The sequence below is a fragment of the Luteolibacter sp. LG18 genome (assembly GCF_036322585.1).
Classification (GTDB): Bacteria; Verrucomicrobiota; Verrucomicrobiia; order Verrucomicrobiales; family Akkermansiaceae; genus Luteolibacter.
Genome location: NZ_AP024600.1, coordinates 2,355,256 through 2,371,025, shown reverse-complemented (window position 1 = coordinate 2,371,025; position 15,770 = coordinate 2,355,256). Strand labels below are relative to the sequence as shown.

Genomic DNA, 15,770 nt, shown 5'->3' with positions numbered 1-15,770 from the left:
AAGGATCGTTTCTCCAACGGTGCCGGAGTCGTCACGCACGCGAAATCGCAAGCTTGGCACGCTGGACGCTACCCGGTTTAATAGTCCCGCTGACCTCTCTCCCATGGCTTCTGACGAATTCTCCGGCAACTACATGGAAAAGCACCGCACCTCCGAAGGGTGGGCGGACCTTTTCCCAGGCACGATCCGGACCATCAGCCGCCCCTCGGACGGCGTGGTGGACATCCTGACGGACAACCAAGTGCTGCTGCGCATCCAGGTCATCGAGGCCGGAATGGTGCGGTTCCGCTTCAGTCCGGAAGGACGTTTCGAGAGCGATTTCTCCTACGCCGTCGACCCGGATTTCAAACCCGAACTGCCGCCGCACGAGGTGGTCGAGTTCGGGGATGGCGTGGCGATCCGCACCGCGGCGCTGTCGATCCGTGTATCTCGCAACGGGCTCAAGACCACCATCTCCGACGCGCGCACGGGCAAGCCGCTGTGCCAGGATGACAAGGGATTCCACTGGCAGGATAACAAGACCTTCGGCGGCGAGGTGGTGAAGATGATGAAAACCTATCAGCCCGGAGAGCATTTCTACGGACTGGGGGACAAATCCTGCGACCTGAACCTGCGCGGCCGCCGCTTCGACCTGTGGGGCAGCGACACCTACGCCTTCGGCCCGGACAGCGACCCGCTCTACAAGAACATCCCGTTCTACATCGGGATGCACCGCGGCGGCACCTACGGCATATTCTTCGACAACACCTTCCGCTCCCGCTTCGACTTCGGCGCGGAGCAGCCGAACCGCACCGCCTTCTCGGCGGAGGGCGGCGAGATGAACTACTACTTCTTCCACGGTGACGCGCCCTTCGACGTGGTGCGCGCCTACACCCGCCTGACCGGCCGGCCCGGGATGCCGCCGCTGTGGGCGCTGGGCTACCACCAGTGCAAGTGGAGCTACTACCCGGACGCTGTGTTCCGCGCGATCGGCAAGGGCTTCCGCGACCGCAAGATCCCCTGCGATGCCCTCTACCTGGACATCGACTACATGGACGGCTACCGCTGCTTCACTTGGGACGCCGAGCGATTCCCGGATCCGAAGGGCATGGTCGCCGACCTGGAGAAGGACGGCTTCAAGACCGTGGTCATCATCGACCCCGGCCTGAAGATCGATCCGAACTACCCGGTGTGGCAGGACGGCATCGACAAGGACATGTACTGCCGCCGCCAGGACGGAAACCTGGCGAAGGGCTCGGTGTGGCCGGGCCTGTGCCATTTCCCGGATTTCACCCGCCCCGACGTCCGCGAATGGTGGGCGGAGCAGTTCAAGGGCCTCGTCGAGGACATCGGCGTGCGCGGCGTGTGGAATGACATGAACGAGCCCGCGGTGTTCGAGGACGGCACGTTCTCCCACGACGTCCGCCACGATTACGACGGCCACCCGTGCTCGCACCGGAAGGCGCACAACGTCTACGGCATGCAGATGGTGCGTGCCACCCAGGAAGGCCTGCGCCGGTTCGGCGGCGGCAAGCGCACCTTTTCCATCACCCGCTCGGCCTACGCCGGCACCCAGCGCCACGCCTGCGCATGGACCGGGGACAACGTTGCGTCCTGGGAGCACCTGCACATCGCCAGCCTGCAATGCCAGCGCCTCGCGATCTCCGGCATGTCGTTCATCGGCTCGGACGTCGGCGGCTTCATCGAGACCCCCACTCCGGAGCTCTACCTCCGCTGGGTGCAGATGGCGGTGTTCCATCCCTTCTTCCGCACGCACTCCTCCGGCGACCACGGCGATCAGGAACCCTGGTCCTTCGGCGAGGACACGACCAGCCTGGTCAAGCAGGCGATCGAACTGCGCTACCGCCTGCTGCCGGTGATCTACAGCGCCTTCTGGCAATACGTGAGCGACGGCACGCCGATGCTGCGGCCGATGCCGCTGGTGGCGCACCGCGATCCGGACGCCTACTGGCGCAGCACCGAGTTCTTCTTCGGAGACCACCTGCTGGTGATCCCGATGACCCGCGAGGGCGAGGAAGGCCGCTTCCTCTACCTGCCGGAAGGCGATTGGTTCTGCTACCACGACGATCTCAAGCCCAAGTCCGTCCGCAAGGACATCTGGGTCGATTGCCCGATCGACCGTATCCCGGTGTTCGTGCACGCGGGCGCGGTGCTTCCGCACTGGCCGCTCCAGCAGTACGTCGGTGAAATCCCCCACCCCGAGCCCGAGCTGCGGGTGTGGTGGAAGAACGGCGCGGAAACGAGCCGCTGGTATGAGGACGATGGCGACGGTCAGGCGTGGAAGGATGGCGTTTACCGCGACTCCACGTTCAAGGTCGAGGGCTCGTCGGGCACCTTGCAACTGACCCGCGAGTGGACCGGCTCGTGGAAGCCCGGCTACGGGAAAATGTCGCTGGTGCTGCGCGGCCTTCCAAAGGGCTGGGAAGCGCTGGTCCTGCAGGTGGATGGCAGCTCCGTCGCCACCACGCTCAACGCCGACGGCCACCCGGTGGCGCAGGTGCCCCCGAACTTCAAATCGCTGCTGGCGGTGTGGAAGGTCCGCGAAGTCCAGGAGACTCCGGAGCCGGCCGCCGCAACCATCTGATCCTCACCGTTCTAACCCCCGCATGTGGGCATTGCCATCCCTACGGAAATACCGTAAGGGTCCCGCCCCAGCCATTCTCATGAATCCAGCCAAACTCCTCACGACCGCCGCCGCAGCCCTGGCCGCCGTGTTCCTCGCGAGCTGCGCCAACCAGCCCGGCAAACCCAAACCCACGACCGATGCCAAAGGCCAGTTCGTGAATCCCAACAAGCCCGGGACCTACGAATACTTCCAGGCCGAGCTGAAGAACCCGGCCGCCAAGGACGGTTGGAAGTCGGTTTGGAAAAACGAGGAGGTGCTTTCCCGCACCAATGAAAGCAACTCCCGCGTCCTGATCTCGCTCTCGAAGCAACGCGGCTACCTGATGAACGGCGAGGACGTGGCGATCGACTACCCGATCTGCTCCGGCATCCCGAGCCGCCCGACGCCTCCGGGGACCTACAACATCCTCGAGAAGGTCGTGGACAAGAAGTCCAACCGCTACGGCAAGATCCTCGACGCCGCCGGTGAAGTGACCAATGGCAACGCCGACGTGCAGCTCGATCCGATCCCGGAAGGCGGTCGCTTCGAAGGCGCGGAAATGCGCTACTGGATGCGCCTGACCTGGGATGGCGTGGGACACCACATCGGTCCGGTCCGCCGCCGCCCCGCCTCCCACGCCTGCGTGCGCGGCCCGAGCGCGGTGATGCCGATCGTCTACTCGAAGGTGAAGGTCGGCACCACGGTGAAGGTCGAGGACTGAACCCCGCCGAACTCCTTTAAACCAAAAGCCCCGGACGAGCGCTCGTCCGGGGCTTTTTTGTTCAGGCGGCGGGAGGCGCCTGGGAAATCACTTCTCGTCCTTCGGCTTGTACTTCTCGTGGCCTTCCTTCTTGTCCGGGCGGAGCGACTCGGAGAGCGTCTTCACCTTTTCCAGGTCGTTGGCGAGGTAGGCTTCCTCGATCTGGCTGACGGTGACGTAGGTCTTGGCGATCAGGGTGCGGTAATTGGCGAGCGCCTTGGCCTTCTCCGGCTCCGGGGTTTTCTCAAGGGTGGAGGGGACCTCGCCGAGGCTCTTCACCAGGGCGGCTTCCACCTCGCGGGCGAGGGCGGCGCCCTTGGCCGGGTCGGTTTCCTTCTTCATCGCCTTGAGGGCGTCGTTGGCGGCCTCCATCTGTTTGCCGAGCTCGGTTTCGGGCTTGTCGGCGGCACGGGCGGCTTGGAGGGACAGGGCGGCGGCGGCGAGGGTTGCGCAGATCGCGTGGAGTTTCATCGGCTGTCATTTGCACGCAAGCGGGCCGCTTGCCCATCCGAAAATGAGGGATCGGAACGCGTTCCCTCTTGCCTGATTCCGGCCGTGCCGGGAGGCTTCGCCCCATGTCCGGCGACACCCTCACCCCGATGATGGCCCAGTATCAGGCCATGCGGCGCACCCTGCCCGCGGATGTCCTGCTGATGTACCGGCTCGGGGACTTTTATGAGATGTTCTTCGAGGACGCGAAGACCGCCGCGCCGATCCTCAATGTCGCCCTGACCAAGCGCCACACCACGCCGATGTGCGGGGTGCCCTACCACGCGGCGGAGGCCTACCTGGCCCGCCTGCTCAAAGCCGGGAAACGGGTCGCCATCGCCGAACAGACCTCCGATCCGAAACCCGGCAAGCTGGTCGAACGCGAGATTTCCCGCATCCTCACCGCCGGCTCGATCGACAACCTGAGCCTGCTCGACGATCAGCGCCCGAACTACCTCGCCGCCGTGTTCCGGCAGGGCAAGAAGTCCGGCCTCGCCTGCGTGGACCACACCACCGGCGAGTTCACCGTGGCCGAGTTCGACGACGCCGGGCAGCTCTCCGACGAACTCGCCCGCATCCAGCCCTCCGAGCTCCTCCTGCCGGACCACCAGCTCGCGGAGTTCACCGGCCTGACGAACTCGCTGGCCTACGACGGCTACGCCTTCTTGCCCGACCACGCTGGACAGTTCCTGCGCGATCATTTCAGCGTCCACTCGCTGGACGGCTTCGGCTGCGGCAATCTCCACGCCGCCACCGGCGCGGCCGGGGCCGTGCTGCACTACCTGGTCCACCAGCTCCGCCGGTCCTGCGACCACATCCGCCACCTGCGGGTCCGCGAGTCCACCTGCCATGTGCTGATCGACGCCGCCTCGCAGCGGAACCTCGACCTGGTGGAATCCCGCTCCGGCAAGGTCCACACCCTGCTCGGCTCCCTCGACCGCACCGCCACCCCGATGGGCGCGCGCCTGCTGCGGGACTGGATCCTCCACCCGCTGCGCGACCGCGAGACGCTGGTCGCCCGCCAGGACTGCATCGCCTCCTTCCTGGCCGAACCCTACCTGCTCTCGAAGTGCCGCGAATCCCTCAAGGGCATCCGCGATATCGAGCGCACCACCGGCCGCCTCGCCCAGGGTTCCGGAAACGCCCGCGACCTCTCCGCGCTGGCGATCTCGCTCGGCCACGTGCCCGCGCTGCGCGACGACGTGACCAGCCTCGCACAGCCGGAGCTCGCCGGCCGCCTCCACGATTTCACCGACCTCACCCACCTGCTGGCCACCGCGCTGGCCGAGGAACCGCCCGCCAATCTCAAGGAGGGCGGCATGATCCGCGACGGCTGGTCGCCCGAGCTCGACGAGCTGCGCGCCATCTCCCGCGACGGCAAGGGCTTCATCGCCCGCATGCAGGAGGACGAGCGCCAGCGCACCGGCATCGACTCGCTGAAGATCAAGTTCAACAACGTCTTCGGCTACTTCATCGAGATCACCACCACCAATCTCGCGAAGGTACCGGACGACTACATCCGCAAGCAAACCATGGCCAACGCCGAGCGTTACATCACGCCCGGCCTCAAGGACATGGAGCACAAGGTGCTGGGCTCCGAGGAGCGCTCGAAGCAGCTCGAATACGAGCTCTTCCTCGATCTCCGCAAACAGGTCGTCACCCACCTCGACGCGCTCCAGCAGACAGCCGCCGCGATCGCCGAGATCGACGTGCTGTGCGCGCTGGCGGAAACCGCGCAGCTCCACCGCCACTGCCGCCCGGTGCTGGAGGAGTCCAACCGCCTGGTGATTGTCAACGGCCGCCACCCGGTGCTCGACCAGACCTTGCAGGGCGAGAAGTTCGTGCCCAACGACACCGCGATGGAACCGGAGGATTCCCGCCTCCAGATCCTCACCGGCCCGAACATGGCGGGTAAATCGACCTACATCCGCCAGGTCGCACTGATCACCGTGATGGCCCAGATCGGTGCCTACGTCCCCGCCGAAAACGCAATCGTCGGCCTGGTGGACCGCGTGTTCTGCCGCGTCGGCGCTTCCGATGACCTCTCCCGCGGCCAATCAACCTTCATGGTCGAGATGAACGAAACCGCGCTCATTCTCAACCACGCCACCGACCGTTCGCTGGTGATCCTCGACGAAATCGGCCGCGGCACCGCGACCTTCGACGGACTGTCCATCGCCTGGGCGGTGGCCGAGCACCTGCACGACATCACCGGCTGCCGCACGCTCTTCGCCACCCACTACCACGAGCTCACCGACCTGGAGGCCACCCGCCCGGCGGTGGCGAATTTCAACGTCGCCGTGCGCGAGTGGAACGACGAGATCATCTTCCTGCGCAAGATCCTGCCCGGCGCAGCCGACAAGAGCTACGGCATCCAGGTGGCGCGCCTGGCCGGCCTGCCGAAGCCGGTGCTCGAGCGCGCGAAGGCGATCCTCTCCCACCTCGAGCTCCACTCGGTGAAACCGGAGGCGAAAGCCCGCGGCCCGAAGGCGAAGAACACCCGCCAGGCCACCGACATGCCCGCCGCGAACCCTCCCCAGATGGATCTTTTCGGGGAATTCTGATAGGCGGTTCCGCGCCTCGATCACGTTGCAAAGAGCGACGTTTCCGCAATCACTAAGAGATTGATTCGAGCCCCTAACCTCCTCTACGTTAGGGATGCTATGATGAAATCCCTTGCACTCGCACTCGCGTTGACCGGTTCCGCATGGGCCGGCACCTCGTCGAAAGCCCCCATTCCACCGCCGCAGGAGCCGGATCTCTGGCACTGGTTCATCGGCGGCAGCGCCGGTTACCTCGTGGACTTCGAGGAGCCGCTCTACACCGGCCACATCGGCGTGGACACGCCGTGGAAGGTCGGCGGCTGGGACGTCGCCCTCTATCTGGAAGCCGGCTACACCGACAAGGACCAGACGACCTCCGTCATCGACCCGAACGTGGTCGTGGCCGTCGTCCGCACCCCGCTCACCGCGGAGCTGGAGGTGATTCCACTCACCTTCAACGTGAAGCTGGAGCGCCAGCTCACCGGCAACCTCAACGCCTACTTCGGCGGCGGTATCGGCGTGGCCTTCACCGACTTCAGCGCCCGCGCGGCATTCTCGCCCGGCCCGGTGCCAAGCATCAATGTCTCCCAGGATGACACGGTGTTCGCCGCACAGCTCTTCGCGGGTCTGATCTATAACTTCACCCCGAACTTCGAGGTCTATGGCGGTGCCCGCTGGATCTACATCGATTCCGGCAACAACATCCCGTCCGGACTCGACGTGGACTTCGACAGCGACTTCGACTTCGAACTCGGCGCGCGCTTCACCTTCTAACCGAAGCCCGGAGCCAATCCCTTGGAAACAGAACAGCCCGCCATCCCGGCGGGCTGTTTCGCGTTCCGGCGGACCGGTTATTTCTTCTCGGTGTAGAACGTCTGCACGTTCAGCGGCTCGCCCGATTTCCCGAAGGCATTGATCGTGATCTCCCGCTTGCCGCCGCTGTAGTGGAGGGAGAGGTTCTTCTCGCCATTCAGCTCGAACGAGGAATCACTGGACGAGGAGAGCGAGAGTTTGTCGGCCTCGGCCTTGTAGAAGAGCTTCACGTCCTCCAGCGGATCGGCTGTGGTGAAGGTGAGCATGCCCGTGCTCTGCGTGGCGTCCTCGGCCTGCAGCGCGGAGGCCTCATCGGTGATCGCCGGGTAGCGCGGCACCCACGCGGGCACTTTCGCCAGGTCACCGTTGCCAAGCTGGATCACCTTGCCGTCCTTGCCCTTGACCGTGAAGCGGCCCTTCGCGAGGTCGTCGTACTTGAGCGTGACCTCCTCGCCGGTGCTCTTCACGCGGACGGTCATCTCGCCGGTGGATTCATTCTCGGACACCTTCTCGAGATCCTTGTTGGCCCGGACCATGAGCTCGGCCGAAGCCTTGCCCGGGTTCTTCATCGCGTCCTTCGCCTTGCTGAAGATGAATCCCCCCAACAACACGACCCCGACGACGCCGAGAATCACGATGCCTCCGCAGCCGATGCCGACCCAGGCCATCGGATGGAGACCCTTCTTCTGAACCGGTGCGGGCGGAGGAGGCGGCGGCATGTTACTCATGGCGTTCGCATACTGCCTGTTGGAGATGGGACATCAAGAAAGGAATTGCCTTCTGCCACCCACCTCTTCTAACGTGCGATTTGTCATGAAAAAAGCCATTCCGTTGCTTCTTGCACTGGCCGGTCCTGTTTGGGCCGGGGAAGTCCACTCGGCCAAAGCGCCCATCTCCCAACCCCAGGAATCCTGTCTCGACGGCTGGTTCGTCGGCGCCAGCGCCGGTTACCTGATCGACTTCGAGGAACCGATGTACACCGCCCAGTTCGGACGGGACCTGCCCATGAATCTCGGGGGGTGGTGCACCGCCGCCTATCTGGAGCTCGGTTACACCGACAAGAGCGAGAACCGCATCGTCGACCTCCAGCGACAGGTGTTCATCAACTTCGATGAGGAACTGCAGGTCATTCCGCTGACCCTCAACTTCAAGCTCGAGCGCCCCATCACCAACAACCTCAACGTCTTCATCGGCGGCGGTCTCGGCGTGGCCTTCACGGAGTTCGAGTCCCACTCGCTGGTTGCCCAGATCAAGCAAAGCGACACCGTGTTCGCCGCGCAGATCTTCGCCGGCCTGACCTACAACGTCAGCCGAGACTTCCAGGTCTACGGCGGCGCCCGCTGGATCTACGTCGACTTCGAAGCCCCGACGCTCCCGGCTCCGTTCGGCAGCAGCGGCCTCGACTTCGACAGCCAGGCCTTCATCGAACTCGGCATGCGCTACCACTTCTAACGACAAACTTCACCCCAACGAAAAGAAGCCGTCCGTGCGATCCGCGGACGGCTTTTTCGTTTGCACGGTCACCAACAACGGATCGCGTTCCGGCCACCCGTGCCATCCGGCCCGAGCGAATAGCCAGCGGCACGGCAGCGGTGCAAGGGAGAGGACCTTCCGCTGTCGGATGGCGGACTCAAGGTTTCATCGCCATCATAGTCGATGAGCACCTGGTAACCGCGCCCCCAGGCATCGAACGCGCCCTTCACCTTCCCATGTGCGTCGAACACCAGCCCGCCCTTCTTCTTCGTCCCGGTGGGAAGGGTGAGAAACGCGATCTGTTTCGGATTCTGCATGACCGGGCCGGATTCCCGCCCCAACAGGATGTTCAGCAGAGCCTGCCCCACTGGATCGGAGGTATCGACACGGGCATCCACGGGAGACAGCCCGCCCCATGGATCGGGCATGTAGCCATACTCGTTGTAGAAGGCGGTGATCGCCCGCTCGATGGACGTCAGATGGTCTTTGGTGAGCCACGGAGATCGATGCCCATGGCCCACGCTGGACAATCCGAGCATTTGCAACAGGGCCACCGAGCCGCCAATCAGGGCCAGGCAAACAAGAAGCAGGCGGCGGACGCTGTCCCGGCGCACCCACCATGACGGCTTCTCCAATCCCACCTCTGGCGGTTCGTCATCCATTCCCGTGAGCTTGCCATCGTGGGCGGCCCGATCAAGAAAGAGCCGTCTTTATCCTTGCCCCAGCCCCCCGCCCCTCCCTTCCCTAGCCCCACGTCCATGCCCGCCCGCACCGGTATCCTGCTGCTTGTTTCCGGCCCCTCCGGCTCCGGGAAGACCACGCTCTGCCGCCGCCTGTCTGGCGAGAACGAGGCCCACTACTCGATCTCCTGCACCACCCGCGCGCCGCGCCCGGGCGAGGTGAACGGCCGCGACTACCATTTCCTCACGCCGGATGAATTCTCCCGCCGTGTGGCCGCCGGGAAGTTCCTGGAACACGCCACCGTCCACGGCAACAGCTACGGCACCCTCCAGTCCGAGGTGCTGGGCTACCTCGCCAGCGGCACCGACGTGGTCATGGACATCGACGTCCAGGGCGCCGCCCAGGTCCGCGCCTGCGAGGACCCGGCGATCCGCGCCTCGCTGGTGGACATCTTCGTGATGCCGCCCACGGAGGAGGAACTCCACAACCGCCTCTCCGGCCGCGGCACCGACAGCGCGGACGTGATCGCCCTGCGGATGCGCAACGCGCTGGAGGAAATCGCCCACCAGCACGAGTACACCTTCCACTTGCACTCCGGCACCCACGAGGAAGATTACCTGCGGTTCAAGGCGCTGCTCCTCGCCGAGCGCCTGCGTGCCGCCCGGCACCTCAAGCCATGAAGATCCTGCTCGGCATCACCGGCTCCATCGCCGCCTACAAGGCCGCGGACCTCGCCTCCCAACTGGTGAAGGCCGGCCATGAGGTGCACGCGGTGATGACCCGCGCCGCCACCGAATTCATCACGCCGCTCACCCTCCAGACCCTCACCCGCCAACCGGTGCTGGTGACGCTGGAGGACGAGAAGCAGTCGTGGAAACCCGGCCACATCGAGCTGGCGGACTCGGCCGACCTGTTCCTCGTCGCCCCGCTGAGCGCGAACGTGCTGGCGGAGTTCGCCCACGGCCTCGCGCCCGATCCCCTTTCCTCCGCCTACCTCGCCCTGCCCCACACCACCCGCGTGCTGCTGGCTCCGGCGATGAACGGCAAGATGTGGCTGCACCCGGCCACCCAGCGCAACGTGGCGCAATTGCGCGCCGACGGCTGCGAATTCGTGGGCCCGGACACCGGCGACCTCGCCTGCGGCTACCAGGGCATCGGCCGCATGGCCCCGGTGGAGGAGATCCTCAGGGCAGTGGCGTCTCCTGCGCTTGGCTGATCTTCCCGGCCCGCCGCCCCAGCCACGCCGCCAGTTCGGCTCCCGCCAGGAACGCCTGGATGGTGAAGAACAGCCAGAACAGAAACAGCAGCACGGTGAGCCCGCTGCCAATCAACGAGGCCCACAGCGTGTGGCGCAGGTAGAGATCGAGCAGTCCCTTCAAGGTCACCGCCGCCAGCGCCCCGAAAGCCGCGCCCACAAAGGCGTGCCGCCACAGCGGACGCCGCCGCGGCAGGATCTTCAGCACCAGCGTGAAGGCGAAAGTCAGCAGCAGGTAGGTGGTGAACCAGCGCGATTCCTGCTGGAGATTGAACTTCGCCACCCACGGCGAATCGACATGGCTGGTCACGTAGCCCGCGAGCCCTTCCATCGCGCTGCCCGCCACCAGCAGCACGCCGAACAGCAGGATCAGCGAGGCGCACAGCCCGCGCGCCAGCAGCTTCCCCAGCCACCGCCGCGCCGGATCGGCGGGCGCGGCCTCGTTCACCAGATTGAGTGACAGGCGGAGCTTCGTGAGCACGTGCGATCCGGCGTAGAGCAGCGTCACCATCGCCACGGCGAAGGCCAGCGGCTGCGAGCGCGGGGCGATGCGCGCCGTCTGGAGCATGCCCTCCACCATCCCGGTGGCGTCCGGGCCGATGACGGCATTGAGCTGCCGTTCCAGCTCGCCGTGCGCCGCCTTCTCCCCGAGCACCACGCCCGCCGCGCTGACCCCGAACAGCAGCAGCGGCGCGAGCGAAACCAGCGAGTAGAACGCCAGCGCCGCGGCATTGTCCGTATGGCGGTGGCGTTCCCACAGCCGGGCTATGGACCTGCACGCGACGATGACCGGGATCGGATTCATGCGACCATCGGCAGTCTAACACCTCACACCGCGGAAGAAAGGCCGCGGCGTCATTTTTCCACCCCGACCTCCATGCCCAACAGGCACACGTCGTCGTCGAAATGGCGGCTCTCCGAAAACGCCAGCACGCTGCCGAGGATGGCATCGAGCATGGCGTCCAGCGGCTGACCGCAGGACGCGCCGACGATCTCCATCAGGCGCTGCTCGAAGAAGGCCTCGCCGCTGCCGTTCTGGGCCTCGAGGATGCCATCGGTGAACAGGATCAGCCGGTCCACATCCTCCAGCGGCACGCTGCCCACCGGATAGCTGGCGGTGGCGATCAGGCCGAGGCCGGGACCGCGCTCCGGCTTCTCCGTGGCGAGCTGGCGCACGCCGTTCCGGCCCGAGATCACCGCACCGGGATGACCGGCGCAGGCGTAGGTGAGCGTGCCCGTGGTGCGGTCCGCCACGGCATAGAAGGCGGTGGCGAACATGGTGGCCCCGGCACGGCTGAGGATCGAGCACAGGCCCTCGTTCAGCCCGTGCAGGAACAAGCCGGGATCCGCCGCCTGGCTGCGCTGCTTTTCCAACAACCCGCGCAGCATCGCCACGATCAGCGCCGAGCGCACGCCGTGGCCCATCACATCGCAGATCAGAAGCCCCGCCGCCCGATCGGACACCGGCACGACCTCGAAGAAATCCCCGGCCAGCCCGGAGATCGGCACGTAACGCGCGCCGAACCCGAAGTTGTCGACGGTCGGGAACTGGCCGTTGGCCAGCGCCTGCTGGATCTCGCGGGCGAGGTGCAGCTCTTCCTCGTAGGCCTGGTTCCGCACGGAGAGCGCGGAGGCCAGCTTGGCCGCCTTTTTCTGGGCCACCACCAGGTCGGTCACATCGCCGGACACCCCGAAGGTGCCCTTCACCCGGCCGAGGCGGTCGCGCCACGGGAACTTCGAGGTCTGCACCCAGGTCTCCTCGCCTGCCCGCCAGGTCTCGCGCTCCAGCTTGTCGGTGATCGGTTGGCCGGTTTCGAGAATCTGGCGTTCGTCGTAGGCCGCGGGACCCCAGTGCGCTTCATTGAAGAAATCGCGGTCGTGTTTTCCCAACAGGTCGGTGGGATCGCCCACGCCCATCCAGTCCCCCATCTTCCGGTTCGCGAGCACGAAGTGGGAATCGAGGTCCTTGAAATAAATTTGCAGCGGGACGTGGTCGATGAGCTGCTTGAGCAAATGCCGCTCCTCCTCGAGCTGGGCCTCCGCCCCCTTCCGCAGGCTGATGTCGATCATCGAGCCGGCGATGCGGGTGGCGTGGCCCTCGCGGTCCCGGACCACGGTGCCGCGGATACGCAGCCAGCGCCAGGTGCCGCTGCCCGAGCGCACGCGGCAATCGACCGACAGCTTCTCCGGCCCGCCGGTTTCCAACGATTGCAGCACCGCGCGCTCGAAGGCGGTCCGCTCCTCGGGGTGGACATGGTCGTAGGGGGCCAGGAACAGGTTCGGCGCCGCCATTTCCGGGCACTCCAGGAACTCGATGATCCGGCGGGAATAATAGATCTCCCGCTTCCCCACGTACCAATCCCAGATCCCCTCGTTGGATGCTTTCAGGGCGAGCACCATCCGCTCCGCCACCTCGCCGGGGGCCGATTGACCATCCTTGCTCATCGAATGCAGCATTGACCGAACGCCATCCCTACGGCAACCCGTTTCACGATGAAAATCCCATTCCTGGCGCTGCTTTTCGCACTGCCGGCGTTCGCCGGTGAAACCACCCGCCCGCTCGACAAACCCGATGGCTGGGAATTCGGCGACAAGGCCGCCTGGGTCTGGGGCAAGGACGGCGCGGACACCGTGCTGACGCTCAAGACGCCCTCGAACTTCAAACCCAAGGTCCGCAGCCCCTTCAACCTCGCTTGGTTCACCCCGAAGGAATTCAAGTCCTTCACGCTGACGGTCGACGCCCGCCTGACCAAGTTCGACAAGACCAACAACGACCTCTGCATCGCCTTCGCGAAACAGGACGAGACCCGCTTCTACTACGCCCACCTCGGCGTCCGCGCCGATGACGTCCACGACCAGATCCACCTCGTCGACCACGCCGACCGCAAGGCCATCACCGCCACCCGCGGCACCGGCATCCCGTGGAAACCCGGCACCTGGCACAAGGTGAAGCTCGTCCACGACACCGCCACCGGCGACATCACCGTCTTCTTCGACGACATGGAGAAACCCGTCCTCACCGCCAAGGACAAGACCCTCGACCACGGCAAGATCGGCATCGGCTCCTTCGACGACCTCGGCGAGTTCAAGAACCTGGTGGTGGAGGAGAAGTGATTCCCAGCAAGGAGTTGAGCCTTCCCCATGCCCTCGCCCGCAGAACGTTTCCTCGACACCGCCGTCTCCCCCTTCGCAGACAACGCGGAGCTCCAGATCCACGCGCGGCGGGAACTGGAGGAGCAGATCGATGCGTCCGCGGCAGGTGATCTGTTCTGGGCCGAAGCCGCGAACAGGCTGAGGCTGCACGATAAGAGCTGGTGGGCCCGGCGCTGGAGATGGGTCGTAGGAGCGGGGGCTACCCTCGCGATATTGGCCTGCCTTGGCACCGGCATGGACCTGATCCAGGGTCTGCGCATCGGAGGTTGTTTTTCAACCCTGCCGCCGCAGGTGCCCCATCTGCCCGAACCAGAGGCTCCTGAAATCACCCGGTGGCTTGGGAAAGGGCTTTCGTCTGAACAAAAGTTCGTTCTCCTTGGTGACACGTCGAAACCGGTCCCGTGGGAACAGCTTGCCGCGCTGAGCCAACGCTATCCCGACAATCTCTCCTACTACGCCCAATATGCCGTCGCCCATTATTACCGGCACGCCACCTTGCCGCCGGATTTCCTGACGACCGCAGCTCGTCTCGATCCCGACAACGGCTGGTTTCCCCTGGCCGCCGCCCAGGCGGCGGCACACAAGGCCAAGGCGAATCGTGTTTACTCCCCACGGCGCAAAGGAAGTCCGCCAACTCCCGATTTCGCCATGAAAGATCCCTTCGCTTTCCAAGAGGCCCTGGATCTGTTGGCCCAGGCGGCCCAGCGGCCCCGCCATGATTCCTATCAAGCGGCAAGACAGGCTGAAGTATCCGCGCTTCTACCCCGGACCACCGACTATCCAGCGCTCTTGAGACGGATCTCCGTCTCCGAGAGCGTGATCCAGTCTTCCTATCTCGGCGGCGCGTACCTGGGAAATGCGGTCATGGCGCAGGCGAATATCCTCGCCACCCGGGGAGACCGCCCTGGCTTTAGAGAACTGCTGATCCAGTGGCGGTCCACGGTGCTTCAGGACAACCAAAGCCTGCTCACGCTGGAGCACGCTTCCCAGCAATTGGCCTATCTGATCCAAACCGCCGACCGCCTCGGGATGCCCGCGGAAGCAGGAAAGCTCCGCGAGGTATCCCAATTGATCATTTTGGCAAAGCGGAAGCCGGAACATACCCACGCGGAATCGCTGGTCCGCGGCAGCGTGGCGAGAGGTTACCCCGGATGGAACATCGCCAACGGGAATTCCATCCCGACCGGAGATCCTACCCCCGGCCGATTGGCCGATCACGCCGTAGGTGGTTGGGTGGCAGCCGTCGGGATCGCCACCGGATTGCTCGTTCTTGCCAGTGCCTTCGCGGCATGCCGTTTCCGCCATGGCACCTTGCCGCGCCGATTGTCCGCGAGAATGACTGCGCTGCTGCATCCAACCGATCTGATGTGGCTGCTCGGCGCGGGCTGCCTGGCTCCGGTCCTGGGGCAGCAACTCCTGTATCACGTCACACCCTTGGGTGGACGCGAGTGGAGCTATGCGGTGAGGGGAGGCGTTGTTTGGGGAGAGATCTATGCCTGGATCGCCCTCCTCGTCACCGCCCCCCTTTTCGTGCTCCAATGGCGTTTGAAGAAACGCCTGCCTATGGCAGGCATCGCCTCCAAATGGACGAGCCCGGGATACGTGGCTTTGGCCGCCGCCGTGTTGGCCATGCCCGTCACCGGCCTCGGTTTCGTAATGGAGGGGCCCTCGACCTGGCAAACCGCGGGTGTGATCCTGATCGCCATTCCCGCGCTCTGGTGGCTTCTGCACCTGCTGGTGGCTTTGTGCAGCCGTCACCATGCCCTGGGCTCATTGACGTTCATCCGGCTCGTGGTGCCCGCTTACTTTTTCAGCGCCACGCTCTTGTTCCTGCTTGGACCGGTCTATCGCGCACAGGAACGATATTGGGTTTCCCGAGACAAAGTGGTGGCCAATCCCCCCATTCAAGCGATTGACGAGACGCTGGAAAAGCAACGGAGCCAACGCTTCGAAATCCTCGCACCCTTGAGCGATCTCCGTTGACCCTCGGCCTGTCAA

At 65.0% G+C, this 15,770-nt stretch carries 14 protein-coding genes; 9 read left to right on the top strand and 5 right to left on the bottom strand.

What is annotated here, in order from left to right; translation table 11 throughout:
• The first annotated feature begins 103 nt into the window (after positions 1 to 103).
• Positions 104 to 2,584: a glycoside hydrolase family 31 protein gene (locus llg_RS09940; protein ID WP_338289724.1), complete on the top strand. Its 2,481-nt coding sequence runs from the start codon at positions 104 to 106 to the stop codon at positions 2,582 to 2,584.
• Between the two features lie 79 nt (positions 2,585 to 2,663).
• Positions 2,664 to 3,326, top strand: a complete 663-nt coding sequence (locus llg_RS09935) for a L,D-transpeptidase (protein ID WP_338289723.1) — start codon at positions 2,664 to 2,666, stop codon at positions 3,324 to 3,326.
• 87 nt (positions 3,327 to 3,413) lie between these two features.
• Here llg_RS09935 and llg_RS09930 read toward each other — a convergent pair whose 3' ends face one another.
• Positions 3,414 to 3,836 carry a cytochrome b562 gene (locus llg_RS09930; RefSeq protein WP_338289722.1) on the bottom strand — a complete coding sequence of 141 codons (423 nt, stop codon included), beginning with the start codon at positions 3,834 to 3,836 and terminating at the stop codon, positions 3,414 to 3,416.
• Positions 3,837 to 3,940: 104 nt separating this feature from the next.
• On the opposite strand from llg_RS09930, the gene mutS reads away from it, so the two are divergent.
• Both mutS and llg_RS09920 read left to right on the top strand, forming a co-directional pair.
• Complete coding sequence (mutS, locus tag llg_RS09925; RefSeq protein WP_338289721.1) at positions 3,941 to 6,418, top strand: DNA mismatch repair protein MutS; 2,478 nt, start codon at positions 3,941 to 3,943, stop codon at positions 6,416 to 6,418.
• A gap of 99 nt (positions 6,419 to 6,517) precedes the next feature.
• Complete coding sequence (locus llg_RS09920; RefSeq protein WP_338289720.1) at positions 6,518 to 7,171, top strand: outer membrane beta-barrel protein; 654 nt, start codon at positions 6,518 to 6,520, stop codon at positions 7,169 to 7,171.
• A gap of 77 nt (positions 7,172 to 7,248) precedes the next feature.
• On the opposite strand, the gene llg_RS09915 is transcribed toward llg_RS09920, so the two are convergent.
• The gene (locus tag llg_RS09915) at positions 7,249 to 7,938 is read right to left on the bottom strand and encodes a hypothetical protein (RefSeq protein ID WP_338289719.1); all 690 of its coding nucleotides are present in this window, start codon (positions 7,936 to 7,938) and stop codon (positions 7,249 to 7,251) included.
• 85 nt (positions 7,939 to 8,023) lie between these two features.
• Here llg_RS09915 and llg_RS09910 point away from each other — a divergent pair, with 85 nt between their 5' ends.
• Positions 8,024 to 8,662, top strand: coding sequence for a hypothetical protein (locus llg_RS09910; RefSeq protein ID WP_338289717.1), 639 nt, complete (start codon positions 8,024 to 8,026; stop codon positions 8,660 to 8,662).
• Positions 8,663 to 8,730: 68 nt separating this feature from the next.
• Here the strand turns inward: llg_RS09910 and llg_RS09905 are convergent, their stop codons facing one another.
• Positions 8,731 to 9,345: a hypothetical protein gene (locus llg_RS09905; RefSeq protein ID WP_338289716.1), complete on the bottom strand. Its 615-nt coding sequence runs from the start codon at positions 9,343 to 9,345 to the stop codon at positions 8,731 to 8,733.
• 96 nt (positions 9,346 to 9,441) lie between these two features.
• On the opposite strand from llg_RS09905, the gene gmk reads away from it, so the two are divergent.
• Positions 9,442 to 10,044, top strand: a complete 603-nt coding sequence (gmk, locus tag llg_RS09900; RefSeq protein ID WP_338289715.1) for a guanylate kinase — start codon at positions 9,442 to 9,444, stop codon at positions 10,042 to 10,044.
• Positions 10,041 to 10,580 carry a flavoprotein gene (locus llg_RS09895; RefSeq protein WP_338289714.1) on the top strand — a complete coding sequence of 180 codons (540 nt, stop codon included), beginning with the start codon at positions 10,041 to 10,043 and terminating at the stop codon, positions 10,578 to 10,580. Before gmk ends, llg_RS09895 begins: the two co-directional genes overlap by 4 nt.
• Here llg_RS09895 and llg_RS09890 read toward each other — a convergent pair.
• Positions 10,549 to 11,424 carry a YihY/virulence factor BrkB family protein gene (locus tag llg_RS09890; RefSeq protein WP_338289712.1) on the bottom strand — a complete coding sequence of 292 codons (876 nt, stop codon included), beginning with the start codon at positions 11,422 to 11,424 and terminating at the stop codon, positions 10,549 to 10,551. The two genes, llg_RS09895 and llg_RS09890, sit on opposite strands and share 32 nt — an antisense overlap.
• 50 nt (positions 11,425 to 11,474) lie before the next feature.
• Positions 11,475 to 13,064 carry a SpoIIE family protein phosphatase gene (locus llg_RS09885; RefSeq protein ID WP_338289710.1) on the bottom strand — a complete coding sequence of 530 codons (1,590 nt, stop codon included), beginning with the start codon at positions 13,062 to 13,064 and terminating at the stop codon, positions 11,475 to 11,477.
• Between the two features lie 48 nt (positions 13,065 to 13,112).
• On the opposite strand from llg_RS09885, the gene llg_RS09880 reads away from it, so the two are divergent.
• Both llg_RS09880 and llg_RS09875 read left to right on the top strand, forming a co-directional pair.
• Positions 13,113 to 13,733, top strand: coding sequence for a hypothetical protein (locus tag llg_RS09880; RefSeq protein WP_338289708.1), 621 nt, complete (start codon positions 13,113 to 13,115; stop codon positions 13,731 to 13,733).
• A gap of 27 nt (positions 13,734 to 13,760) precedes the next feature.
• Positions 13,761 to 15,755 carry a hypothetical protein gene (locus llg_RS09875; RefSeq protein ID WP_338289707.1) on the top strand — a complete coding sequence of 665 codons (1,995 nt, stop codon included), beginning with the start codon at positions 13,761 to 13,763 and terminating at the stop codon, positions 15,753 to 15,755.
• Positions 15,756 to 15,770 lie beyond the last annotated feature (15 nt).